Origin of the sequence: Pseudomonas sp. NFPP07, assembly GCF_900115645.1 — a bacterium.
GTDB lineage: Bacteria > Pseudomonadota > Gammaproteobacteria > Pseudomonadales > Pseudomonadaceae > Aquipseudomonas > Aquipseudomonas chlororaphis.
In genome coordinates this window covers 104,050-121,848 of the sequence record NZ_FOXG01000010.1, presented here as the reverse complement: position 1 = coordinate 121,848, position 17,799 = coordinate 104,050, and the positions used below count along the sequence as shown (strand labels likewise).

At 65.2% G+C, this 17,799-nt stretch carries 13 protein-coding genes; 7 read left to right on the top strand and 6 right to left on the bottom strand.

Annotated elements, in window-relative coordinates; all coding sequences use genetic code 11:
• The first annotated feature begins 57 nt into the window (after positions 1-57).
• Positions 58-315, top strand: a complete 258-nt coding sequence (locus BM019_RS30625) for a hypothetical protein (protein WP_124298114.1) — start codon at positions 58-60, stop codon at positions 313-315.
• A 504-nt stretch (positions 316-819) separates the two neighbouring features.
• Positions 820-2,142 (top strand): C4-dicarboxylate transporter DctA, encoded by a 1,323-nt coding sequence (dctA, locus tag BM019_RS24715; protein ID WP_092421034.1) that lies wholly within the window; start codon positions 820-822, stop codon positions 2,140-2,142.
• Between the two features lie 130 nt (positions 2,143-2,272).
• On the opposite strand, the gene idi is transcribed toward dctA, so the two are convergent.
• Positions 2,273-2,821 carry an isopentenyl-diphosphate Delta-isomerase gene (idi, locus tag BM019_RS24710; RefSeq protein WP_092421031.1) on the bottom strand — a complete coding sequence of 183 codons (549 nt, stop codon included), beginning with the start codon at positions 2,819-2,821 and terminating at the stop codon, positions 2,273-2,275.
• Between the two features lie 832 nt (positions 2,822-3,653).
• On the opposite strand from idi, the gene BM019_RS24700 reads away from it, so the two are divergent.
• Positions 3,654-6,533 carry an ATP-binding protein gene (locus BM019_RS24700; RefSeq protein ID WP_092421028.1) on the top strand — a complete coding sequence of 960 codons (2,880 nt, stop codon included), beginning with the start codon at positions 3,654-3,656 and terminating at the stop codon, positions 6,531-6,533.
• Positions 6,534-6,625: 92 nt separating this feature from the next.
• Here BM019_RS24700 and BM019_RS24695 read toward each other — a convergent pair whose 3' ends face one another.
• The 4 genes from BM019_RS24695 to BM019_RS24680 form a co-directional block, all read right to left on the bottom strand.
• Entirely contained in the window at positions 6,626-7,738 is a 1,113-nt protein-coding gene (locus BM019_RS24695) for an alkene reductase (RefSeq protein WP_092421025.1), read from the bottom strand.
• 308 nt (positions 7,739-8,046) lie between these two features.
• Positions 8,047-10,284 (bottom strand): xanthine dehydrogenase family protein molybdopterin-binding subunit, encoded by a 2,238-nt coding sequence (locus BM019_RS24690; RefSeq protein WP_092421022.1) that lies wholly within the window; start codon positions 10,282-10,284, stop codon positions 8,047-8,049.
• Positions 10,281-10,754: a (2Fe-2S)-binding protein gene (locus BM019_RS24685; protein WP_062822763.1), complete on the bottom strand. Its 474-nt coding sequence runs from the start codon at positions 10,752-10,754 to the stop codon at positions 10,281-10,283. Before BM019_RS24685 ends, BM019_RS24690 begins: the two co-directional genes overlap by 4 nt.
• The gene (locus BM019_RS24680; RefSeq protein WP_092421019.1) at positions 10,751-12,016 is read right to left on the bottom strand and encodes a cytochrome c; all 1,266 of its coding nucleotides are present in this window, start codon (positions 12,014-12,016) and stop codon (positions 10,751-10,753) included. The genes BM019_RS24685 and BM019_RS24680 overlap by 4 nt, the downstream gene beginning before the upstream one ends.
• Before the next feature lie 302 nt (positions 12,017-12,318).
• Between BM019_RS24680 and BM019_RS24675 the strand changes: the two genes are divergently transcribed.
• The 3 genes from BM019_RS24675 to BM019_RS24665 all read left to right on the top strand — a co-directional run bounded on the left by BM019_RS24675 (position 12,319) and on the right by BM019_RS24665 (position 15,313).
• Positions 12,319-13,533 (top strand): MFS transporter, encoded by a 1,215-nt coding sequence (locus BM019_RS24675; protein ID WP_092421016.1) that lies wholly within the window; start codon positions 12,319-12,321, stop codon positions 13,531-13,533.
• Positions 13,534-13,649: 116 nt separating this feature from the next.
• Positions 13,650-14,549 (top strand): LysR family transcriptional regulator, encoded by a 900-nt coding sequence (locus tag BM019_RS24670; RefSeq protein WP_085534390.1) that lies wholly within the window; start codon positions 13,650-13,652, stop codon positions 14,547-14,549.
• Between the two features lie 107 nt (positions 14,550-14,656).
• Positions 14,657-15,313, top strand: a complete 657-nt coding sequence (locus BM019_RS24665) for a DsbA family protein (protein ID WP_092421013.1) — start codon at positions 14,657-14,659, stop codon at positions 15,311-15,313.
• A 70-nt stretch (positions 15,314-15,383) separates the two neighbouring features.
• On the opposite strand, the gene BM019_RS24660 is transcribed toward BM019_RS24665, so the two are convergent.
• Complete coding sequence (locus BM019_RS24660) at positions 15,384-16,742, bottom strand: OprD family porin (RefSeq protein ID WP_092421010.1); 1,359 nt, start codon at positions 16,740-16,742, stop codon at positions 15,384-15,386.
• Between the two features lie 408 nt (positions 16,743-17,150).
• On the opposite strand from BM019_RS24660, the gene BM019_RS24655 reads away from it, so the two are divergent.
• Entirely contained in the window at positions 17,151-17,795 is a 645-nt protein-coding gene (locus BM019_RS24655; RefSeq protein WP_092421007.1) for a hydrolase, read from the top strand.
• Positions 17,796-17,799: the final 4 nt, after the last annotated feature.

The window sequence follows — 17,799 nt, the reverse complement described above, 5'->3', positions numbered from 1 at the left end:
GTCTGTGGCGCGCGTTTTGCTTCGCGCTTGAACGTCATCCCACAGGAGTTCAGCGGCATGGATTTGAAGCGCTCTACGCAACAACCTTTGGATGTTGCCCCAGGCGTAGCGGCGGGCGGCGTTATTGGCGTGCGGCCCACACCAGAGCCAGGTTATCGCCCGCTGCTGGAGGGCGAGGTGATTCAACCGACCGATGAGGCCGGCAACGACCCCCAGTCCTGGACGCCCGTGCCCAGCCATTGGGTCAGCCAGGTGCATTGCCTGGCGGTGTACGGTCAGGTACGTCGGCCGACAACCAGCCAGGGCTGTTGCTAACCTGCCGCCAGCGGCGCTGGCCGCCGCCGGGATACCCTGCAAGCTTTATCTGGATCGAGTCTCTATGAAGGGTGGGACTCATCCATCTGCCATCTTTGTAGCCGAGCAGTCCTGCTCACGGCTTGAACTCCCCATTTCAGAGCATTCGTGCACGCTTCCATGGCCCGGGCGGCGGGGGAGATTGCGCTGTCTTGAGGCGTGGGCCTCCACCTGCGCACGATTGCGAGTCTGGAGAAAACTGACGAGTCGAACAGCTTCTTTTACTGGTCAGACCTGTAAGACCTTGTTTTTCGATCGGTAAATAATAAATCCATGATTTTCCGCGGGAAGTGGCATGGGGGCTGCTTTGCACGATGCATTCTTCAAGTGACTTCGCTGTGGTTCGGTCGCCCGATATTCATCCGGGCAGAAGTCGACCTGAGTCGCTGAAGAGGGGGGCAGTCCGCGGGTCGACAGCGTTGTCGAGCCGCGAGGGACTCGGTTGATTCTTGACGGAGAAACATCATGAACCACGACTCAAATGCTGTGAGCGCAGTCAAACCGCCGGCCAGGGCCTGGTATGGATCACTCTTTTCGCAGGTGTTGCTGGCCCTGCTGCTGGGGATTGTGCTCGGCGTACTGGTGCCTGATTTCGCGGTAAAGCTGAAAGTGCTCAGCGACGGTTTTCTCAAGCTGATTTCGATGATCGTCGCACCCATCGTCTTTTGTGTAGTGGTGCACGGGATCGCCGGTACGGGCGACCTGAAAAACGTCGGGCGGGTAGGGGGCGTGGCGCTGATCTACTTCGAGATCATGACCACCATCGCCCTGGCTCTCGGCATCCTGCTGGCGTTCGTATTCGGGCCCGGGCATGGCATGAACATCGACACCACGACCCTGGATGCCGGGGCCATGAGCAGCTATTCGGAGAATGCCCACAAGCTCCAGGGCAGCGGCATCGGTTCGTTCATCCTGAACATCATTCCCACGACCTCAATCGATGCATTGGCCCGCAACGATGTATTGCAGGTGCTGTTCTTTGCCTTGCTGTTCGGCATCAGCCTGGCATTGGTGGGGGGTAAAAGCGCGGAGCGCGTGACCTCGTTCATCGACGATATTTCCAAGGTGCTGTTCAAGGCCATGGGCCTGATCGTGCGGCTGGCGCCCTTGGGCGTGCTAGGGGCGGTGGCCTACACCGTTGGCAAGTACGGCGTCGGTTCGATGAAGCAGCTGATTTCCCTGGTCGTGCTGTTCTACGCCTCGATCCTGATATTCGTGTTCGTGATCCTGGGGGCGGTGTTGCGTTATGCCGGGATCAACGTGTTCAAGTTCATTGCCTACCTGCGCGAGGAGCTGACCATCGTGCTGGCCACCGCCTCCTCGGACTCGGTGCTACCGCAGATCATGCGCAAGCTGGAAGTCCTGGGCGTGAAAAAATCAGTGGTGGGGCTGGTGGTGCCCACCGGCTATTCGTTCAACCTCGATGCCTTCTCGATCTACCTGACCCTGGCGGTGGTCTTTATTGCCCAGGCCACCAATACCCCCTTGTCGATAGGTGACCTGCTGCTGGTGCTCGGGGTGTCGCTCGTGACATCCAAGGGCGCGCACGGCGTGCCGGGCTCGGCCATCGTGATCCTGGCGGCGACCCTGAGCGCAGTCCCAAGCATTCCGGTGATCGGCCTGGTGCTGGTGTTGTCGATTGACTGGTTCATCGGCATGGCACGCGCGGCGGGCAACCTGATTGGCAATTGCGTGGCCACCGTGGTGGTGGCCGATAAGGTCGGCGACCTGGACCGCGAACAGGCTCAACGGGTATTGAACAACCGTCAGCAATACGAGTTGTCCTGAGGCCAGGAGCTTGCAACGGGGGGCGGTGCCTTGAAGGCGCAATCTCCAACGCAGTGCTGGCCATGGCCAGGGCCGAGGGATCGGCCCCGGCTGCTGCTTCTGCGGCGTGACACAGCAGTGGCCGCATCGACTAGAGGAGCTTGTCTTGCGCCTGTGCCTGCCAATCTTGCAGGCCGGCGATTGCGTGACGCTCGAAGATCTTGCGAAACCAGACACTGAACGTGTGTGGGGCAACGCTGATGCGCTGCGACAGTTCGGCCAGGCTCAGCCATTGCCAGGCCTGGGCCTCGTCGGGATTGGCGGCCGGGTCTTGAGAGTAGATACCGGCAAACACATGGTCATATTCATGTTCGATCAATTGATTGGAGACCGGCTCGCGATAGAGCAGATGCGCCACGGCGCGGAGCTCGCACGCTATGCCCATTTCCTCACGCAACCGGCGTCTGGCGGCGCTGCAGGTTTCCTCGCCTTGGCGGGGATGGCCGCAGCAGGTATTGGTCCATAAACCTTGAGAGTGATACTTGGTGAGCGCTCGCTGCTGCAACAGCAAACGGCCCTGTTGATCGAAGATGAAAATCGAGAATGCCCGGTGCAAGAGCCCTTCTTGATGGACGAAGAGCTTTTCGGCAAAGCCCGTCGGGCGATCATCCTGATCCACCAGGATAAGGGTTTCTTCCATGATGGTTGCGAAACTCCCTGGTCGGTGTCTAGGTTAAATGGCGTTGTATCGAGGCTTGTGGGAGATGGTTTTCGACTCACAAACCGGTGTGTTCAGGCATGGATTGATTGGTGGGAACATTAGTTGGGTATTCTGGTTTGGCAAGAGGACGTCTTATGACTTTTGGCTGTACTCGGTGTCCTGCCTGGAGTCGAGCATGAACGCCGGGCATGCCAATTGCTGGCACAAAACGGGTAGGCGATACCGGGATGGCGCCTCTTCTTCGATGAGGGCCATCCACAGCTTCCGTGGCCGAACTCAGCCAGGTAATGCGAATACCGCTTCGACCTCGATATTGACCTCTGGCGAGAACAATCCGGCCACCCTCTCCAGCGAACACCGAGCAAGGTGAAGATGGGCCGATATCCTTCCCACATCGAGCCATTCGAAGGTACCCCTCGAGTTCCTTCCGGGACCGTGGCCAGCCGCAACGCGGTCGCGGCATAGATCACCACCCGTGGCATGAGGGCGTAACCCAGGCCCCAACGCCCCGCAACGAGGCTGCCGTAGATCTGCCCCAGCAAGCCTGCCGACAGGAATATCAAGCCAACGCGAATTGGGCTGACCAATTCAGATAAATCATGGAGGGGGTGAGAGGCAGTACTGCTCATTGTGCGGTATTCGTCTGTCAGCCCCTGCCTTCGATGGTCTAGGATGGGCTATTTGCTGTCGGCAAAGCCACCAAGACCTAGAGTTGCAGTTGAGTTCACGACATTTTCGACCGCGCCGCAGTGACCGCCTGCGGATCGCCACCTGCCGCAAATCCCGCAAGTACCTCAAGGAAGGTTCCCCCATGCTACTGAGGTCCCTCGCAGCTATCGGCATTCTGTTGCTGGGTTTTCTTTCACCGATATTTCCGGCTCACGCGCAAGACATCGCGTTGTCCGGTCGGATGACCACCAGCAGTCACCCCTGGCTGGATGCCAGGACGCGGCAGTGGCTGGAAGGGCGGGGGCCGCTCACGGTGGGGGTCGTGCGTCTCGATTATCCGCCCCTGTCAGTGCTCTATGGCGACCGCTACCAGGGCATCACCGCCGACTATCTGGCCCTGATGTTCGAGCGGCCGCCCAAGGTGCGCGCCTACTCGTCGCGGGCCTCCGCGCTGGCGGCCTTGCGCAGTGGCGAGATCGACCTGCTGGGCGTGGGCAGCGATGTCGAAGGCCGGGAAAATGGCCTGCTGCTCAGCGAGGCTTATCTGCCCGACCGGCCGGTGCTGGTGACGTCGCAGGCCCAGCCCTTCGATCCCGACCAGGCCGGTAGCGTTCTGGGAATGACCGTCGGCTATCTTCAGCAACAGGCGGTACGGGAGGTCTATCCCCATAGCAAGGTCGAGCTTTTCGACTCGCCCCAACGCGCGCTCGAAGCGCTGGTACTGGGAGATGTCGACGCAGTGTTGGGGGATGCGCTGTCCTCGCATTACCTGATTCAAACCCATTACCTGCTGGGCCTGCGCATCGACAACTTCGCTCCTGTCGACAGCCAGGGTTTCCGCTTCCTTCTGCGTCCGGGCGACGAGCCGCTGAGGGGCATCATCGACCGGGCGATCCCCAGGATATCCAAGCGCTATGGGGACGACATCCTGCGCAGCTGGAGCGCCGGCCGCCGCTTGAGCATCGACGAAGCGCGGGTGAAGCTGGCGCCCGCGGAACAGCGCTGGCTGGACAGCCACCCGCAGGTCCCCGTGGCCATCAATTACTCGCTTGGGGCGCTGGGCGAGCTGGGACGGGATCGCGACGTCACCGGCATTGGCCGCGACTACCTGGAGTTGATCAGCCAGCGCAGCGGCCTGAAGTTCTCCTACCTGGGCACGCCAAACACCCTTGAAACCAACAAGCTCATCGCCGAGGGGCGCGTGCTGTTGACCCCGGCCATGCCTCAGTCCGAGCTGTTCGAGACGCCACTGGATGTCTTGCCGCCGTACCTGCGCAGCTCCACCGTGCTGATGACCGCGGCCGGTGCTGGCCGCCACGCCGGCAGGCGTTTCACCGGGCTTGCCGATCTGAATGGGAAGACGCTGGCGACGGGTGAAGGCTACTTTTTCATCGATACCATAAGACGTGACTATCCGGCGATTCAGCTCAAGGTATACCCCACGTTCCTCGAGGCCATGCGCTCGGTCGATTCTGGGCAGAACGAGGTGTACCTGAGCAGCGACTACACCGGCCGCTATCTGTCGGCCCAGTACTTCGACAATCGCATCCAGGTCACCGGGATCCTGCAAAGCACCTCCACGCCCATTGGCATCGGGGTGGCGAAGAACCAGCCGGAGTTGCGCAGCATCCTGGAGAAGGCGCAGCTGGCAATCACGCCTGAAGAGGTCGCGGAAATAGTCAAAGCCTGGGAGCCGCGTTTCTCCAGGGGCGGGAGCGACTTCTGGCGTGACCATCGCGACAAGATTCTCCAGCTGGGCAGCCTCTTCGCGATCCTGATCGCCATCTCGCTGATCTGGGCCTTCTACCTGCGACGCCAGGTCCGCAGGACCCGGGCGGCCGAGGAACGGGCCGAGGCCGCCAACCAGGCCAAGAGCGTCTTCCTGTCGACGATGAGCCATGAGATACGCACGCCGCTGAACGCGATCATCGGCCTGCAGGAACTCGCCCTGCGCAGAGCGAACCAGGGGGAGGCCGACAGCGTATCCCTGTCCGTGGCCCAGGAAGCGGCCCAGGGGCTCCTGTTGCTGCTGGGCAATGTGCTGGATATTTCTCGCATCGAGTCTGGAAAGATCGATTCGTTTCCTGAGCCGGTGCTCATCAAAAACCAGATTGAAGGCGTCGTATCGGTTGTCGCGGGCATGGCGCGACAAAAAGGCCTGACCCTGGACGTCAAGATGGAAGGCGACCTGCAGGCATGGGTGCTGCTGGACCCGCTGCATTTCAAGCAGGTGCTGTTCAACCTGCTCAGCAACGCCATCAAATTCACCGAGCGCGGAGGCGTCACCCTGCAGGCCCGCGCCCGCCGTGAGGGGGACAGCTTGCGCCTGGACCTCGATGTCATCGATACGGGCATCGGTATTGGCGCCGAAGACATGGGCAAGCTGTTCAAGCCCTTCTCCCAGGTGGGCGTACCAGGCACTGGGCAGATGTCCGGAAGTGGCCTGGGGCTGAACATCAGCCGCCGCCTGGTGCAACTGATGGGGGGCACGATCAACCCGCGTAGCGAACCTGGCAAAGGATCCTGCTTCAGCCTCGAATTGAGCCTGCCCATCTGCGACCCTCCAGCCGCTGTCGAGGGCGAAGCTGCGCAGCAGGAGCCGCCCGTTTCTGCCCAAGTGCAGCCATTGTCCATCTTGCTGGCCGAAGATAACGCCTTCAATCGCGTCACCCTCAACACCCAGCTTGAGACCCTGGGGCATCGAGTCGTGGTCGCGGAAGACGGGCAGGAAGCCTTCAAACGCTGGCTGAGCGCGGACTTCGACATCGTGCTCACGGACGGCATGATGCCCAGAATGGACGGCTTCGAACTCGCCAGGCGGATCCGCTGGGAGGAGTCCCACAGCGGCCTGCGACGCTGTCGCATCATTGCCCTGACGGCCAGCATCGAGGCGAGTGCGGTGGAGCGCTGCAAGGCCGCTGGCATGGACGAGATTCTGTTCAAGCCCGCGACACTGGAAACGCTTCGGCAGGCTATCGCGTCCAGCCCGGCAGGCGGAACCGGCCCCGAGCAGCCCCGATAAGCCGAAGCCGCCCTTTGCACGCCGGGTATCGGCCGCCCCCGCAAGTGCGGCCGATTCGATGAACCCGGGAGCAGGGTCCCCGGGATCGCTCCTTATGGATGAACGGGGTAGTCGATGTATCCGCGCTGGTCGCCGCCAAAGAAAGTGCTTGGGTCGGGTGCGTTCAGCGCCAGCCCGTCGCGGATCCGCCGGGGCAGGTCGGGGTTGGCCAGGAAGGGGCGGCCAAAGGCAATGAGGTCGGCGCGGTTGGCGGCCAGGGCCTGCTCCGCCGATTGCGGATCGTAGCCGCCGGCGAGCATCAGCACGCCTTTCCACTCCGTGCGCAGTTGCCCGATGATCGCGTCCCAGCGCGGGTCGAAGTTCTCGTCCTTGACGGTGCCGACCACAGCCGGTTCCACAAGGTGCAGGTAGGCCAGGGGCCAGCGGTTCAGGGAGCGGACGATATGGCCGAAGGTGGCCTCGGGCGTTGCGTCGCCCATGCCCATGAAGCGCCCCATGGGAGTGAGGCGTACCGCCACTCGTTCGGCGCCCACCTCATCGGCGACGGCCTCCACGACTTCCAGCAACAGCCGGGCGCGATTTTCCACGCTGCCGCCGTACTGGTCCTCGCGCTGGTTGCTGTTGCTGTTGATGAACTGGTCGAGCAGGTAGCCGTTGCCCGCGTGGATTTCCACGCCGTCCATGCCGGCCTTCAGGGCGTTACGCGCCGCGCGCCGATAGTCGTCGACGATCTGCGCGATCTCCGCCACTTGCAGGGCGCGCGGCACCGGCACATCGCCCCAGACGCCGTTGCCCTCGTTGTCGACGATAAAGGTCTTGCCTGGAACCGGCAGTGCGCTGGGCGCCACCGGCAGGGCGTTGTCAGGCTGGAAGCTCGGGTGAGAGACACGCCCCACATGCCATAGCTGCATGAAAATCAGCCCGCCGGCTTCGTGCACCTGGGTGCTCACCTGACGCCAGGCCGCCACCTGGGCATCGCTGTAGATTCCCGGGGTCCAGGCGTAGCCCTGGCCCTGGCGGGAAATCTGCGTGGCCTCGGTAACGATCAGCGCGGCACTCGCGCGTTGCCGGTAATACTCGGCGTTCATGGCGGTCGGCAGGTCGCCCGGCTGGCCGGCGCGGGAGCGGGTCAGAGGGGCCATGGCCACGCGGTGAGCCAGGGTGTAGGGGCCGACCGCAAGGGGTTGGAACAGGTGCTGAGTCATGGGGTATTTCCTTATGAGGGCATCGATCGGGATGCGGTGGGTGCTCAGGCGGACGGTGCCTGGTTGAACAACAGGTGATTGCCGAATGCGTGTCTTTGCTGGGCACTAACCTAATCCGCCGGGCCGTGGTTGATAATCCAGCCGCCGCTCTACGCTGCATTGCGTGAAACGCAACGCCCTGAAGGGCAACGGATGCATGGCGCGGCGAGCGGGCAGCCGACGGTGAGCGCGGCGATTGGCCCGCTCGATCCTCGAGACATTGGCAGCGTGCGAAAGGACCGCCACCGAAGTGGCGGCCGGACTCCAGGCTAGGCCGGCTGCTCGGAGCGGGTCAGGGGCAGGTTCAGCCAGCGCCGGCCGGTGGCATTGGCCACGGCATTGCCGATGGCGGCGGCCATGGGGCCCTGGACGATCTCGGCGGCGCCGAGGAACGGCTGTCCCGGCTGATCGAGCAAATGCACCTCGACCTGCCGGGGCAACTGCGGAAAACGCAGGATCGGATAACCGCTCCAGTCGTAGCTGCGCACACCGCCCGGGTCGTAGCCGACCTTTTCGAACAGGGTCCAGCTGGCGGACTGCACGATGCCGCCTTCCACCTGGTTGCGCAGGCCATCGGGGTTGACGATCTGGCCCACGTCCACCGCTGTGACCACTCGATCGAGCTGGACCTCGCCGGTCTGTGGATGCACCCGCAGCAGGACGGCGATGGCGCAGTAGCCCATGATGTTTTTGTAGCGGGCAAACGCGAAGCCGATGCCCGCGCCGGGCTCCTGGCCCTTGTGCGGCCAGCCGCTGGCGTCCCGCACCCGTTCGACCACCGCCCGTGCCCGCGGGTCGCTCAGGTGGGCGAGGCGCAAGGCCACCGGATCGGCGCCGGCCCGGGCGGCCAGTTCATCGATGCAGGCTTCGATGGCGAAGATATTGATGTGGGCCCCCAGCGAGCGCATGGCGGAGGTGCGAAACGGCATGCGGGTGACGAAATTCATGTCGATGCGGGTGGACGCCAGGGTGTACAGCGGCACGGCATTGCGATCGCCATCCCCTTCGGGCTGGGCGATGGGAATCGACGGCGCGGAAACGAATGGCCGGGCCAGCAGCCGCGCGGGAATCAAGCGGCCGGCATTGACGATGCGTTCGTTGTGCGGCGTGGTCCACAGCTCATAGGCCCAGTCCTGCAATCGGCCCTGGGCGTCGAGGCTGGCCTGGACCTCGGTGAGCATGGCGCTGCTGTAGGGCTCCCAGAGGTTTTCCTGCTCGCGCATCCACTGCACCCGCACCGGCGTGCCGACGAGCCGCATTGCGATCAGCGCGGCATCGGCCGCCGCGTCGTCCGCGCCGTTGTGGCCGTAGCACCCGGAGCCCTCGGTATGGATGCAGCGCACCCGCTCTGGTGCCAGCCCGACCATCTCGGCAATCCCCGCGCGCAGCGGGTAGACCCCCTGGGTGTGGGTCCAGACCGTGAGCACGCCGTCCTTGAACCAGGCCACGGCGCAGGACGGGCCGATGGAGCCGTGCATCAGGTACTGCTTGCTGAACCGCGCGCGATAGCGGGTGCTGGCGCCGGCCGCCGGGTTGCCTTCATGGCTGATCGGGTAGCGGCGCGCGGGCAGGCGGGTCAGTAGCGCGTGGATGTCCCGGGCTTCGGGGATCGCTTCTCCGGCGCTCCAGCGAGCCAGCTCATAGCCGCTGCGCATCGCCTTGATGGCTTGCCACTCATCCCGGGCGACCACCGCCAGGTAGTTGCCGTCCTGCACCACCCGCACCACGCCGGGCAGGGCCTTGATCGCCTCGGCATCGAAGGCTTCCAGGGCGCAGCCAGGGCGGGGCGGGCGGATCACCCGGGCATGCAGCATGCCCGGCAGGCGCAGGTCCTGGACGAACGCGGCGCCGCCACTGACCTTGGCCGGGATGTCCAGGCGAGGCAGCGAATGGCCGATCAGCTTGAACGCGGACGGCGGCATCGAGGGCGATTGCGCCTGCGCATAGTGGTGCAGGTCCACGCCCTTGACCGCCTCGGCATAGGGCATGCGCTGCCCGGCCGGGCTCTGGATCACACCATCGTGCGTCGTCAGCAGCGCGGCGTCGACGGCCCAACTGCGTGCCGCCGACGCCAGCAGCAATTGCCGGACCTGGGCCGCGGCGTTGAACAGGGCCGTGCCGCTGTCGAAAATGCTGTGGCTGCCGGCGGTGTAGCCTTCGTTGGGCGTCAGGGCGGTGTCCGCGGTAAGCAGCGTGATCGCGCCTGGCGCGAGGTCCAGGCGTTCGGCAGCAATCTGCAACAGCGCGGTTTTCACCCCCGTCCCCAATTCGGCCTTGCCGGTGTACACGGTGACGCCTTCGGCCGCGACGCGGATCCAGGCATCGAGGTAGGGATTGGTGCGCAGGCTGCCCGGGAGATCGGGCGCCAGCACCAGTGTGCCGAGGGTATCGACTTCGCTGTCGGCCAGCGCCTGGCGCGCCGCCGGGACCAGGGTGAACGCCAGTATCAGCGCACCACCACGCAGGAACGCGCGGCGTCCCTGGTCGACTTCATCGTGCCGGGTCATGGGGCGCTCCGCTCTTGCCTGGCCACGCGACCGATGGCGTCGATGATCCGCAGGTGGGTGCCGCAGCGGCACAGGTTGCTCGCCATATGCTCGCCAATGGTGGCTTCGTCCGGATGAGGGTCGCGCTCCAGGAGCGCCTGGGCGCGCATCAGCATGCCGGCGATGCAGTAGCCGCACTGGGCGGCCTGGGCCTCGATAAAGGCTTTTTGCAAAGGCCCCGGACGCACCGCCGTACCCAGGCTCTCCACCGTGCGGATGGCCTTGCCCTCCAGGCCGCTGCAGGGTGTCAGGCAGGAGAAGACCGGCTGGTCATCCACCAGCACCGTGCAGGCTCCGCATTGTCCCAGGCCGCAACCGTACTTGGCGCCATTGAGCCCCAGGTGATTGCGCAGCGCATACAGCAACGGCATGTCGGGCTCCAGCTCCAGCGCATGGGGCGAGCCGTTGACGTTGAGGGTCATGTGGGTCATTGCGCCTCCTGGCGTAATTCGTGAAGGGTGGAGGAAAGGTCGGCCCACGGCTGGCCCGGGCTGGCCTGTTCGCGCAGGAACGAGGCCAGCGCCGCCAGCTGCTGGTTGTCCAGGCTGGCGGCGAAGGGCGGCATGACCGGGCCGGGCAACCCCGGGGTGGCGGGCACGCCTTCGAGCACGGTCTTGAGAAAGTTGCGCGCGCTTGAGGCATGCAGCGCCGACGTCCGCGCCAGGGCCGGGCGCCCATCGATCTGGCGCATCGGCGCGGCCGGGCCATGGCAACCGGCGCAGGCACTCTGGAACAGCTGGGCGCCAGGCGCCTGCTCGACCACCTCGGCAGGGCGCGCGGTGGCTGAAGCGGGTGCGGCGGGAGCGGGGTCCTTGAGGCTCAGCAGGTAGTCGGCAATGGCCTCGGCGTCGCTGCCCGGCATGGTGCCCAGGCTGAGGCTGACCGGTCGCATCGGCCCGGCGGCGGTGCCATGGTCCTCGACCACCTCAGCCCGCAGGTAGCCGGCCAATTGCTCGCGGCTCCAGGGCGCGTTCCGGTCGGCCAGGCCCAGCAGGGACGGCGCCTGCCAGCCGTCCACCATCCCGCCGGCAAGATGCTGGGCGGACTGCTCGGCGCCCAGCGGGTTGAGCGGAGAATGGCAGCCGGCGCAATGGCCGGGGCCTTCGACCAGATAGCGGCCACGGTTCCAGGTTGCGGATTGCTGTGCCACGGGCGCCAAGGGCTCCGCGTGCAGGAACAGCAGGTTCCAGAACGACACCAGCGGGCGGATGTTCATCGGGAAATTCATCCGGTTCTGCATGGCCGGCGAATGCACGGCGGGGCCGCTCATCAGATAGGCGTAGAGGTCCGTGATGTCCCCGTCCGTCATGCGTCGGTAGTAGGCGTAAGGGAAGGCCGGATACAGCAAATGCCCGTCGCGGGCGACCCCTTCGCGCATCGCCCGCTCGAAGGCCGGCAATGACCATTGGCCAATCCCGGTCTCGGCGTCCGGGGTGATGTTGGTGCTGTAGAGCGTGCCAAAGGGCGTCACCAGCGCCAGCCCGCCGGCCAGGTAGCGGCCGCCGGGGCGGGTGTGGCACACCGCGCAATCGCCGGCTTCGGCGACCCGCGCGCCGCGTTGCACCTGGGCGGCGTCGAAGCGTTGTGGCGGTTCGGCCGGCGCGATCGCCGGGCGCCACATCAACAGCGCGGCGCCTATTGCGCCTGCCGTGGCGAGAACCACAGCGCCCAGCCACAACTGCCTGGCGTTCATCGGGTCACCCTTCATTGGTCCGTGGAATCCGCGTGGGCGGACAGTGATGCAGTCGGGGTCATGGAAGTCTCCTTGAGCCGCTGAGGAGAGCGGTGACGGACCGCCCGGTGGCAAGTGCCCAAGGGTAGAGAAGGGCTAGGGATGGCGGTATTGGCAAACCGCGCAAAGGCCTTTTGCGCCATCGGCAACGCCGGGATCGTTGCGTGATGCGCATCGCTCAATTGCCCCGGCGGTGGATTCTCCCGATTGAGCGTCGCGCCTAGCCTTGGCGAAACTTTTCTCCACGCGAACGAGGTTTCATCATGCCTACCGGCAACTTTGCAACGACGGCCAGCACGGCGGTGAAGGGCGAGCGGCCCGCCACCCTCTCTGGCGCCCTGGTGGCCTTGCTGGCCTTCTGTTGTGGCGCGGTCGTCGCCAACCTTTACTACGCCCAGCCGATCGTCGAGCTGATCGCCCCGCAGATCGGCCTGTCGAACGCCCATGCCAGCCTGATTGTCTCGCTGACCCAACTCGGCTACGCCGCGGGCCTGCTGCTGTTGGTGCCCCTGGCCGACCTGATGGAAAACCGTCGCCTGGTGGTGGGGTTCACGCTCGCCGTGAGCCTGTGCCTGATCGCCGCGGGCTTTACTGAGTCGCCTTCGCTGTTCCTGGCGCTGTCGTTGCTCATCGGCCTGACTTCGGTGGCGGTGCAGATTCTGGTGCCGTTGGCCGCGCACATGGCGCCCGAGGAAAGCCGTGGGCGGGTGGTTGGCAACATCATGAGCGGGCTGCTGCTGGGCATTCTGTTGTCGCGCCCGCTGTCGAGCCTGCTGGCCCAGGCGTTCGGCTGGCGCGGCGTGTTCTTCAGCGCCGCGGGCCTGATGGCGGTGATCGCCTGCGTCATGGCCGTTGCCCTGCCACGGCGCATGCCGACGCATCAGTCTTCCTATGGCGAGTTGATCGGCTCGGTCTTCGCCCTTGCGCGCCGCCATGCCGGCCTGCGTGAGCGCTCCTTGTACCAGGGCTTGTTGTTCGCCAGCTTCAGCCTGTTCTGGACCATCGTGCCCATCGAGCTGATTCGCCAGCACGGCTTCAGCCAGGCACAGGTGGCGGTGTTCGCCCTGGTGGGCGCGGTGGGGGCGATTGCGGCGCCGATCGCCGGCCGGCTGGCCGACGCCGGGCATGGCCAGCGCGGCACTTTCGTGGCCTTGTTGCTGGCGCCGCTGTCCCTGCTGATAGGTGCGCTGCCGGGCAGTGGCTACCTGTGGTTGGTGGTGTGCGCGGTGCTGCTGGATTTTGCCGTGCAGTTGAACATGGTGCTTGGCCAGCGTGAGGTGTACGCCATTGACCCCCACAGCCGGGCGCGCCTGAATGCGGTGTACATGACCAGCATCTTCGTCGGCGGCGCCCTGGGTTCGCTGGTGGCCAGCCCGTTGTATGAGCAGGTGGGGTGGAGCCTGTCGGCGACCTCGATTGCCGCGGTCCCTGGCTTGGCGCTGCTGCTGTTTCTGATCCGTCACTACCGCCAGGGCTGAGGATCCGGGGCGAAGGTGCAAGCGCAGGCCGCGGCGCTTGAGCACAAGCGTACAAGACACTCGATGCGTGCTCAGGCATAGTCCCTGGCGTGATTTTTCGCTCTCGGAATCGGCTTATGGACAAGTTGCTGGCGCTGAAAATGTTCGTTGAAACCGTGCGCTGTGGCGGCTATTCATCGGCGGCGCGCAAGCTCGGCCTGTCGACGTCTTCGGTGACGCGGCAGGTGGCGGGGCTGGAAAGCGAACTGGGCGCCAGCCTGCTCAATCGCACCACGCGCAACACCAGTGTCACGCTCGCCGGGCAGGCCTATTTCGACAAGGCTGTGGCGATTCTCGAAGCCATCGACGAAGCCGACGCCAGCGTCGCCGACCGTGGCAGCGAGGCCCAGGGGCATCTGCGGGCCAGCGTTCCGGTGGAGTTCGGCCGGCGCATCATCGCCCCGCACCTGGGGCGCCTGCTCGAACGCCATCCGGGGCTGGAGATCAGCCTGTCGTTGAGCGACCGGGTCAGCGACCTGATCAGCGAGCGCATCGATGTCTCGGTGCGCCTCGGTTCCTCGGTGGTCAGCGATGACATCGTCAGCAAGAAGATCGGCGACTTCCAGCGTTGGGTCGTGGCCAGCCCCGACTACCTGGCACGCACCGGCCTGCCGCGCCAGCCGAGCGACCTGCTGCAACACCAGTGCCTGCGCTTCGACTATGGCGGCGTGCACCAGGACTGGACCTTCCAGGGTGACGAAAACCCCCAGCGCCTGGGGGTGCAAGGGCGGTTGCAGAGCAACAACGCCGACATCCTGCGCGAGGCGGCGCTGGCCGGTGGCGGCGTGGCGCTGCTGGCCGACTGGCTGGTGCGCGACGATGTCGGCCAGGGCCGCCTGACCCGCGTGCTGGAGCAGTACGAGGTCAATCCCGGCACCGCCAGCACCTGCATCAACGCGCTGTACCTGCCCAACCATCGCGGCTCCAGTCGCATCAATGTGTTTATCGAGTTCCTCGAGGAAATCCTCGCCGCCTGAGCCTCGCTCGGGTCTTGAGCAAGACAGCGTTGCGCGCCCTGTGGCTACTCGTCCGGCAGGTGTGCGCCTAGAGTCTGGCCATCATGGGTAGAAGCAAGGTGGTCGCTATGGGTAACGTCATTCATCTGGCGTACGACTTTATCAATCCCTGGTGCTGGATCGGCGAGCTGAACCTGCGCCAGGCCATGGCGGCCGCGCACCGGCCTCGGCCGATCGTCTATGTGCCGAGCCGCTGCGCGTTCGACCTTCCCGCCAGCCGCATCGAGCAGGGCGAGTACGCCCGGCGCCGGTTCGGCAGCCTGTCGCGCAGCCGGCTGTTCGAAGCGCAGATCACCCGGGCCGGCCAGGCGCTGGGGCTGCGTTTCGCCTTCGAGCGAATCGAGCGCCTGGTCGACAGCGACCCGGCGCACAGCCTGATGCTCGAGCGGGCCGCGCGCGGTGGCGATTGCGCCGCGCTGTTCGCGCGGATCTTCCGTGCCTATTTCTGCGAGGGTCGCGATATTGGCGATGCGCGGGTGCTCGCGGAGCTGGGCGGGGACAGCAAGCGCGAACAGCAGCGGCTGCTCGACTACCTGCGCAGCGGCGCAGGATCGGCCGCGCTGCAGCGCCACAAATGCGATGCCGCGGACTGGTCGGGCGGGGTGCTGCCGGCCTTTCGCATCGGCGACATCCGGGTCTCGGGCGCCCAGCCCGGCGCCTTGCTGGCGCGGGTGTTGCGGGACGCGACAGTGCCAGAGGCGCAGGTGGCCCATGCCTTGGGTTAGCGGCGATCTGGCCGCTGCCAGCGGGCCTCCCCGGCGCACGGCCCGAGCCGGTTCGGCCCGCCGCGCAGGATCAGAACGGCCCGAGCTTGAGCGGGTACTGAATGACGATGTACAGCCGGTCGATGTCGTCGCCGGCCTGGGCCGCGTTGGCCCGGTGGCTGACGTGGGACAGTTGCAGCGACAGGTCCTTGGCCGGGCCCGACTGCACGATGTAGTGCAGGTCCAGGTCGCGTTCCCAATGGCGTCCGCCCCGGCCCTGTTGCGGGCTGTAGGTGCCGCTGGCGCTGTCGAAGGGGTTGTAGGCGCCGCCCTGGGGCGCGTGGCTGCCGTCGATGCCGCGACCGCTCACATAGCGCGCCATGAAACTCAGGCCGGGAATGCCCAGGGCGCCCAGGTCGAGGTCGTAGCGCGCTTGCCAGGAGCGTTCGCCGGGGCCGTTGAAGTCGGCGTACTTGATCGAGTTGGCGAGGTAGATGGAGTCGCCGCCGACGAAGTCGAAGGGCGTGTCGCCGTGGATTTTCTGATAGGCCAGGGTGAATGCCTGGGCGTCGATCCGGTACTTGCCGGAAAGGCTGTAGGCCGTGGTGTCGATGGCGCCGGCCGCGGCCTGGCCCTGGTCGCGGGTGCGGTACAGGTTGCCGTCGAGGAACAGTTGGCCAAGGCTGGTATGCAGGTTGGCGTAGTACTGGCGCCAGGTGTCGCTCAGCTCCGAGGCGTAGAGGGCGCCGCCCAGCGCCTGGCCGGCGAACAGGTCGGCGCCGATGAAGTCGATGCTGGCGTGGCGGGTCGTCGCCCCGTAGCCGGAAAAGTCACCCTTGGCGGTCGAGGCGTCCTGGTTCTTGAAGGCGTTGAAGTGACCGGCCTGCAGCTCGACCCCCTCGAACTCCCGGCTGGAAAGCAGCAGGCCGCTGGCGTATTCCGGTTGCAGGCGTTTGTCGGCGGTGTCGAACACCGGGGTCGCCACGCTCATTTCACCGAGCGCCAGGGTGGTTCGCGAGGTCTTGAATTTCAGCGCGCCGCCGGCGCTGGAGTAGCTGTCTTCGCTGCGCCCGTCATGATCCAGCGGCAACAGGCCGGTCCCGGAATGCCCCTTGCCGCCGTCCAGTTTCAAGCCCAGGAAGCCATGGGCATCGACGCCCACGCCAACAGTGCCAGGCGTGAAGCCGGACTCGAACGAGGCGATGAAGCCCTGGGCCCATTCCTGCTTGTAGCTCTTGCCGGCCGGGGTCGGGGAGCGATAGTCGTTGTTGAGGTAGAAGTTGCGGCTGAGTACTTCAAGGCTCGCCCCCTCAAGGAAACCGGGGGTGTCCTGCGCGCTCTGTGCCGCCAGCGCCGGGGCGCCGCCGCCGAGCAAGGCGAGCAGCCACAGCGGCTTCAGGCGCAGGCGCATCGGCCCTGGGGCGGTGAGGTGTTTCGAGGCAAGCAGCATGCTGATTTCCCGCGTCAAGGTGGGTGGCCCAGGACGCGGCTGGCCGCGGTTCCGGCAACTGCCGGCACGCCTTCGGTCAACCCGCGTCCGCTCGGCGTGGCCATCGGATCGAGGCGAGGCATGGTTGCCTATTACAGAGCGCGGGGATTGTACGGCTGTGCTGCATTCGGCCGTTTGCGCGGGCGGGCAGGTGACAGGTGCCGTTCGCAGTGGGCGCTGCGGCAGTTTTTGAATTGTCCCCTTTTTTGGAATCAATGATTCTCAGTTTTGCTGGATTGTCCCTTTTTGTTTTGACCCCTAAATTAGCCACCAAGCCGGCCGCACAGCCTCCCGCAGCGGAACCCGCGCCGAGCTCCCGAATTGTGCAACTCAACGCTTGAACCTACTCGACAGCAAAAGGAACGCGCCATGTCTATCCGTGAACTGCTCAACCCAAACAACTCCGCCCTGATCCTGATCGACCACCAGCCGCAGATGTCCTTCGGCGTGCAGTCGATCGACCGCCAGACCCTGAAGAACAACACCGTGGGCCTGGCCAAGGCGGCGAAGATCTTCAACGTGCCGACCATTTTCACCTCGGTGGAAACCGAAAGCTTCAGCGGCTACATCTGGCCGGAACTGCTCAGCGTGTTCCCCGACCATCAGCCGATCGAGCGCACCTCGATGAACTCCTGGGAAGACAAGAAGCTGGTGGACGCGGTGAAGGCCACCGGGCGCAAGAAGCTGATCATGGCCGCACTGTGGACCGAGGTCTGCCTGAATTTCCCGGCCCTGGAAGCCCTGGCCGAAGGTTATGAGGTGTACATCGTCACCGACGCTTCCGGCGGCACCAGCCAGGAAGCCCACGACATGTCGGTGCAGCGCATGATCCAGGCCGGCGCGGTGCCGGTGACCTGGCAGCAAGTACTGCTCGAGTTCCAGCGCGACTGGGCGCACAAGGACACCTACGACGCGGTGATGGACCTGGTGCGCGAACACAGCGGTGCCTACGGCATGGGCGTGGACTATGCCTACACCATGGTGCACAAGGCGCCGCAGCGTCAGGTCAAGTAAGCCT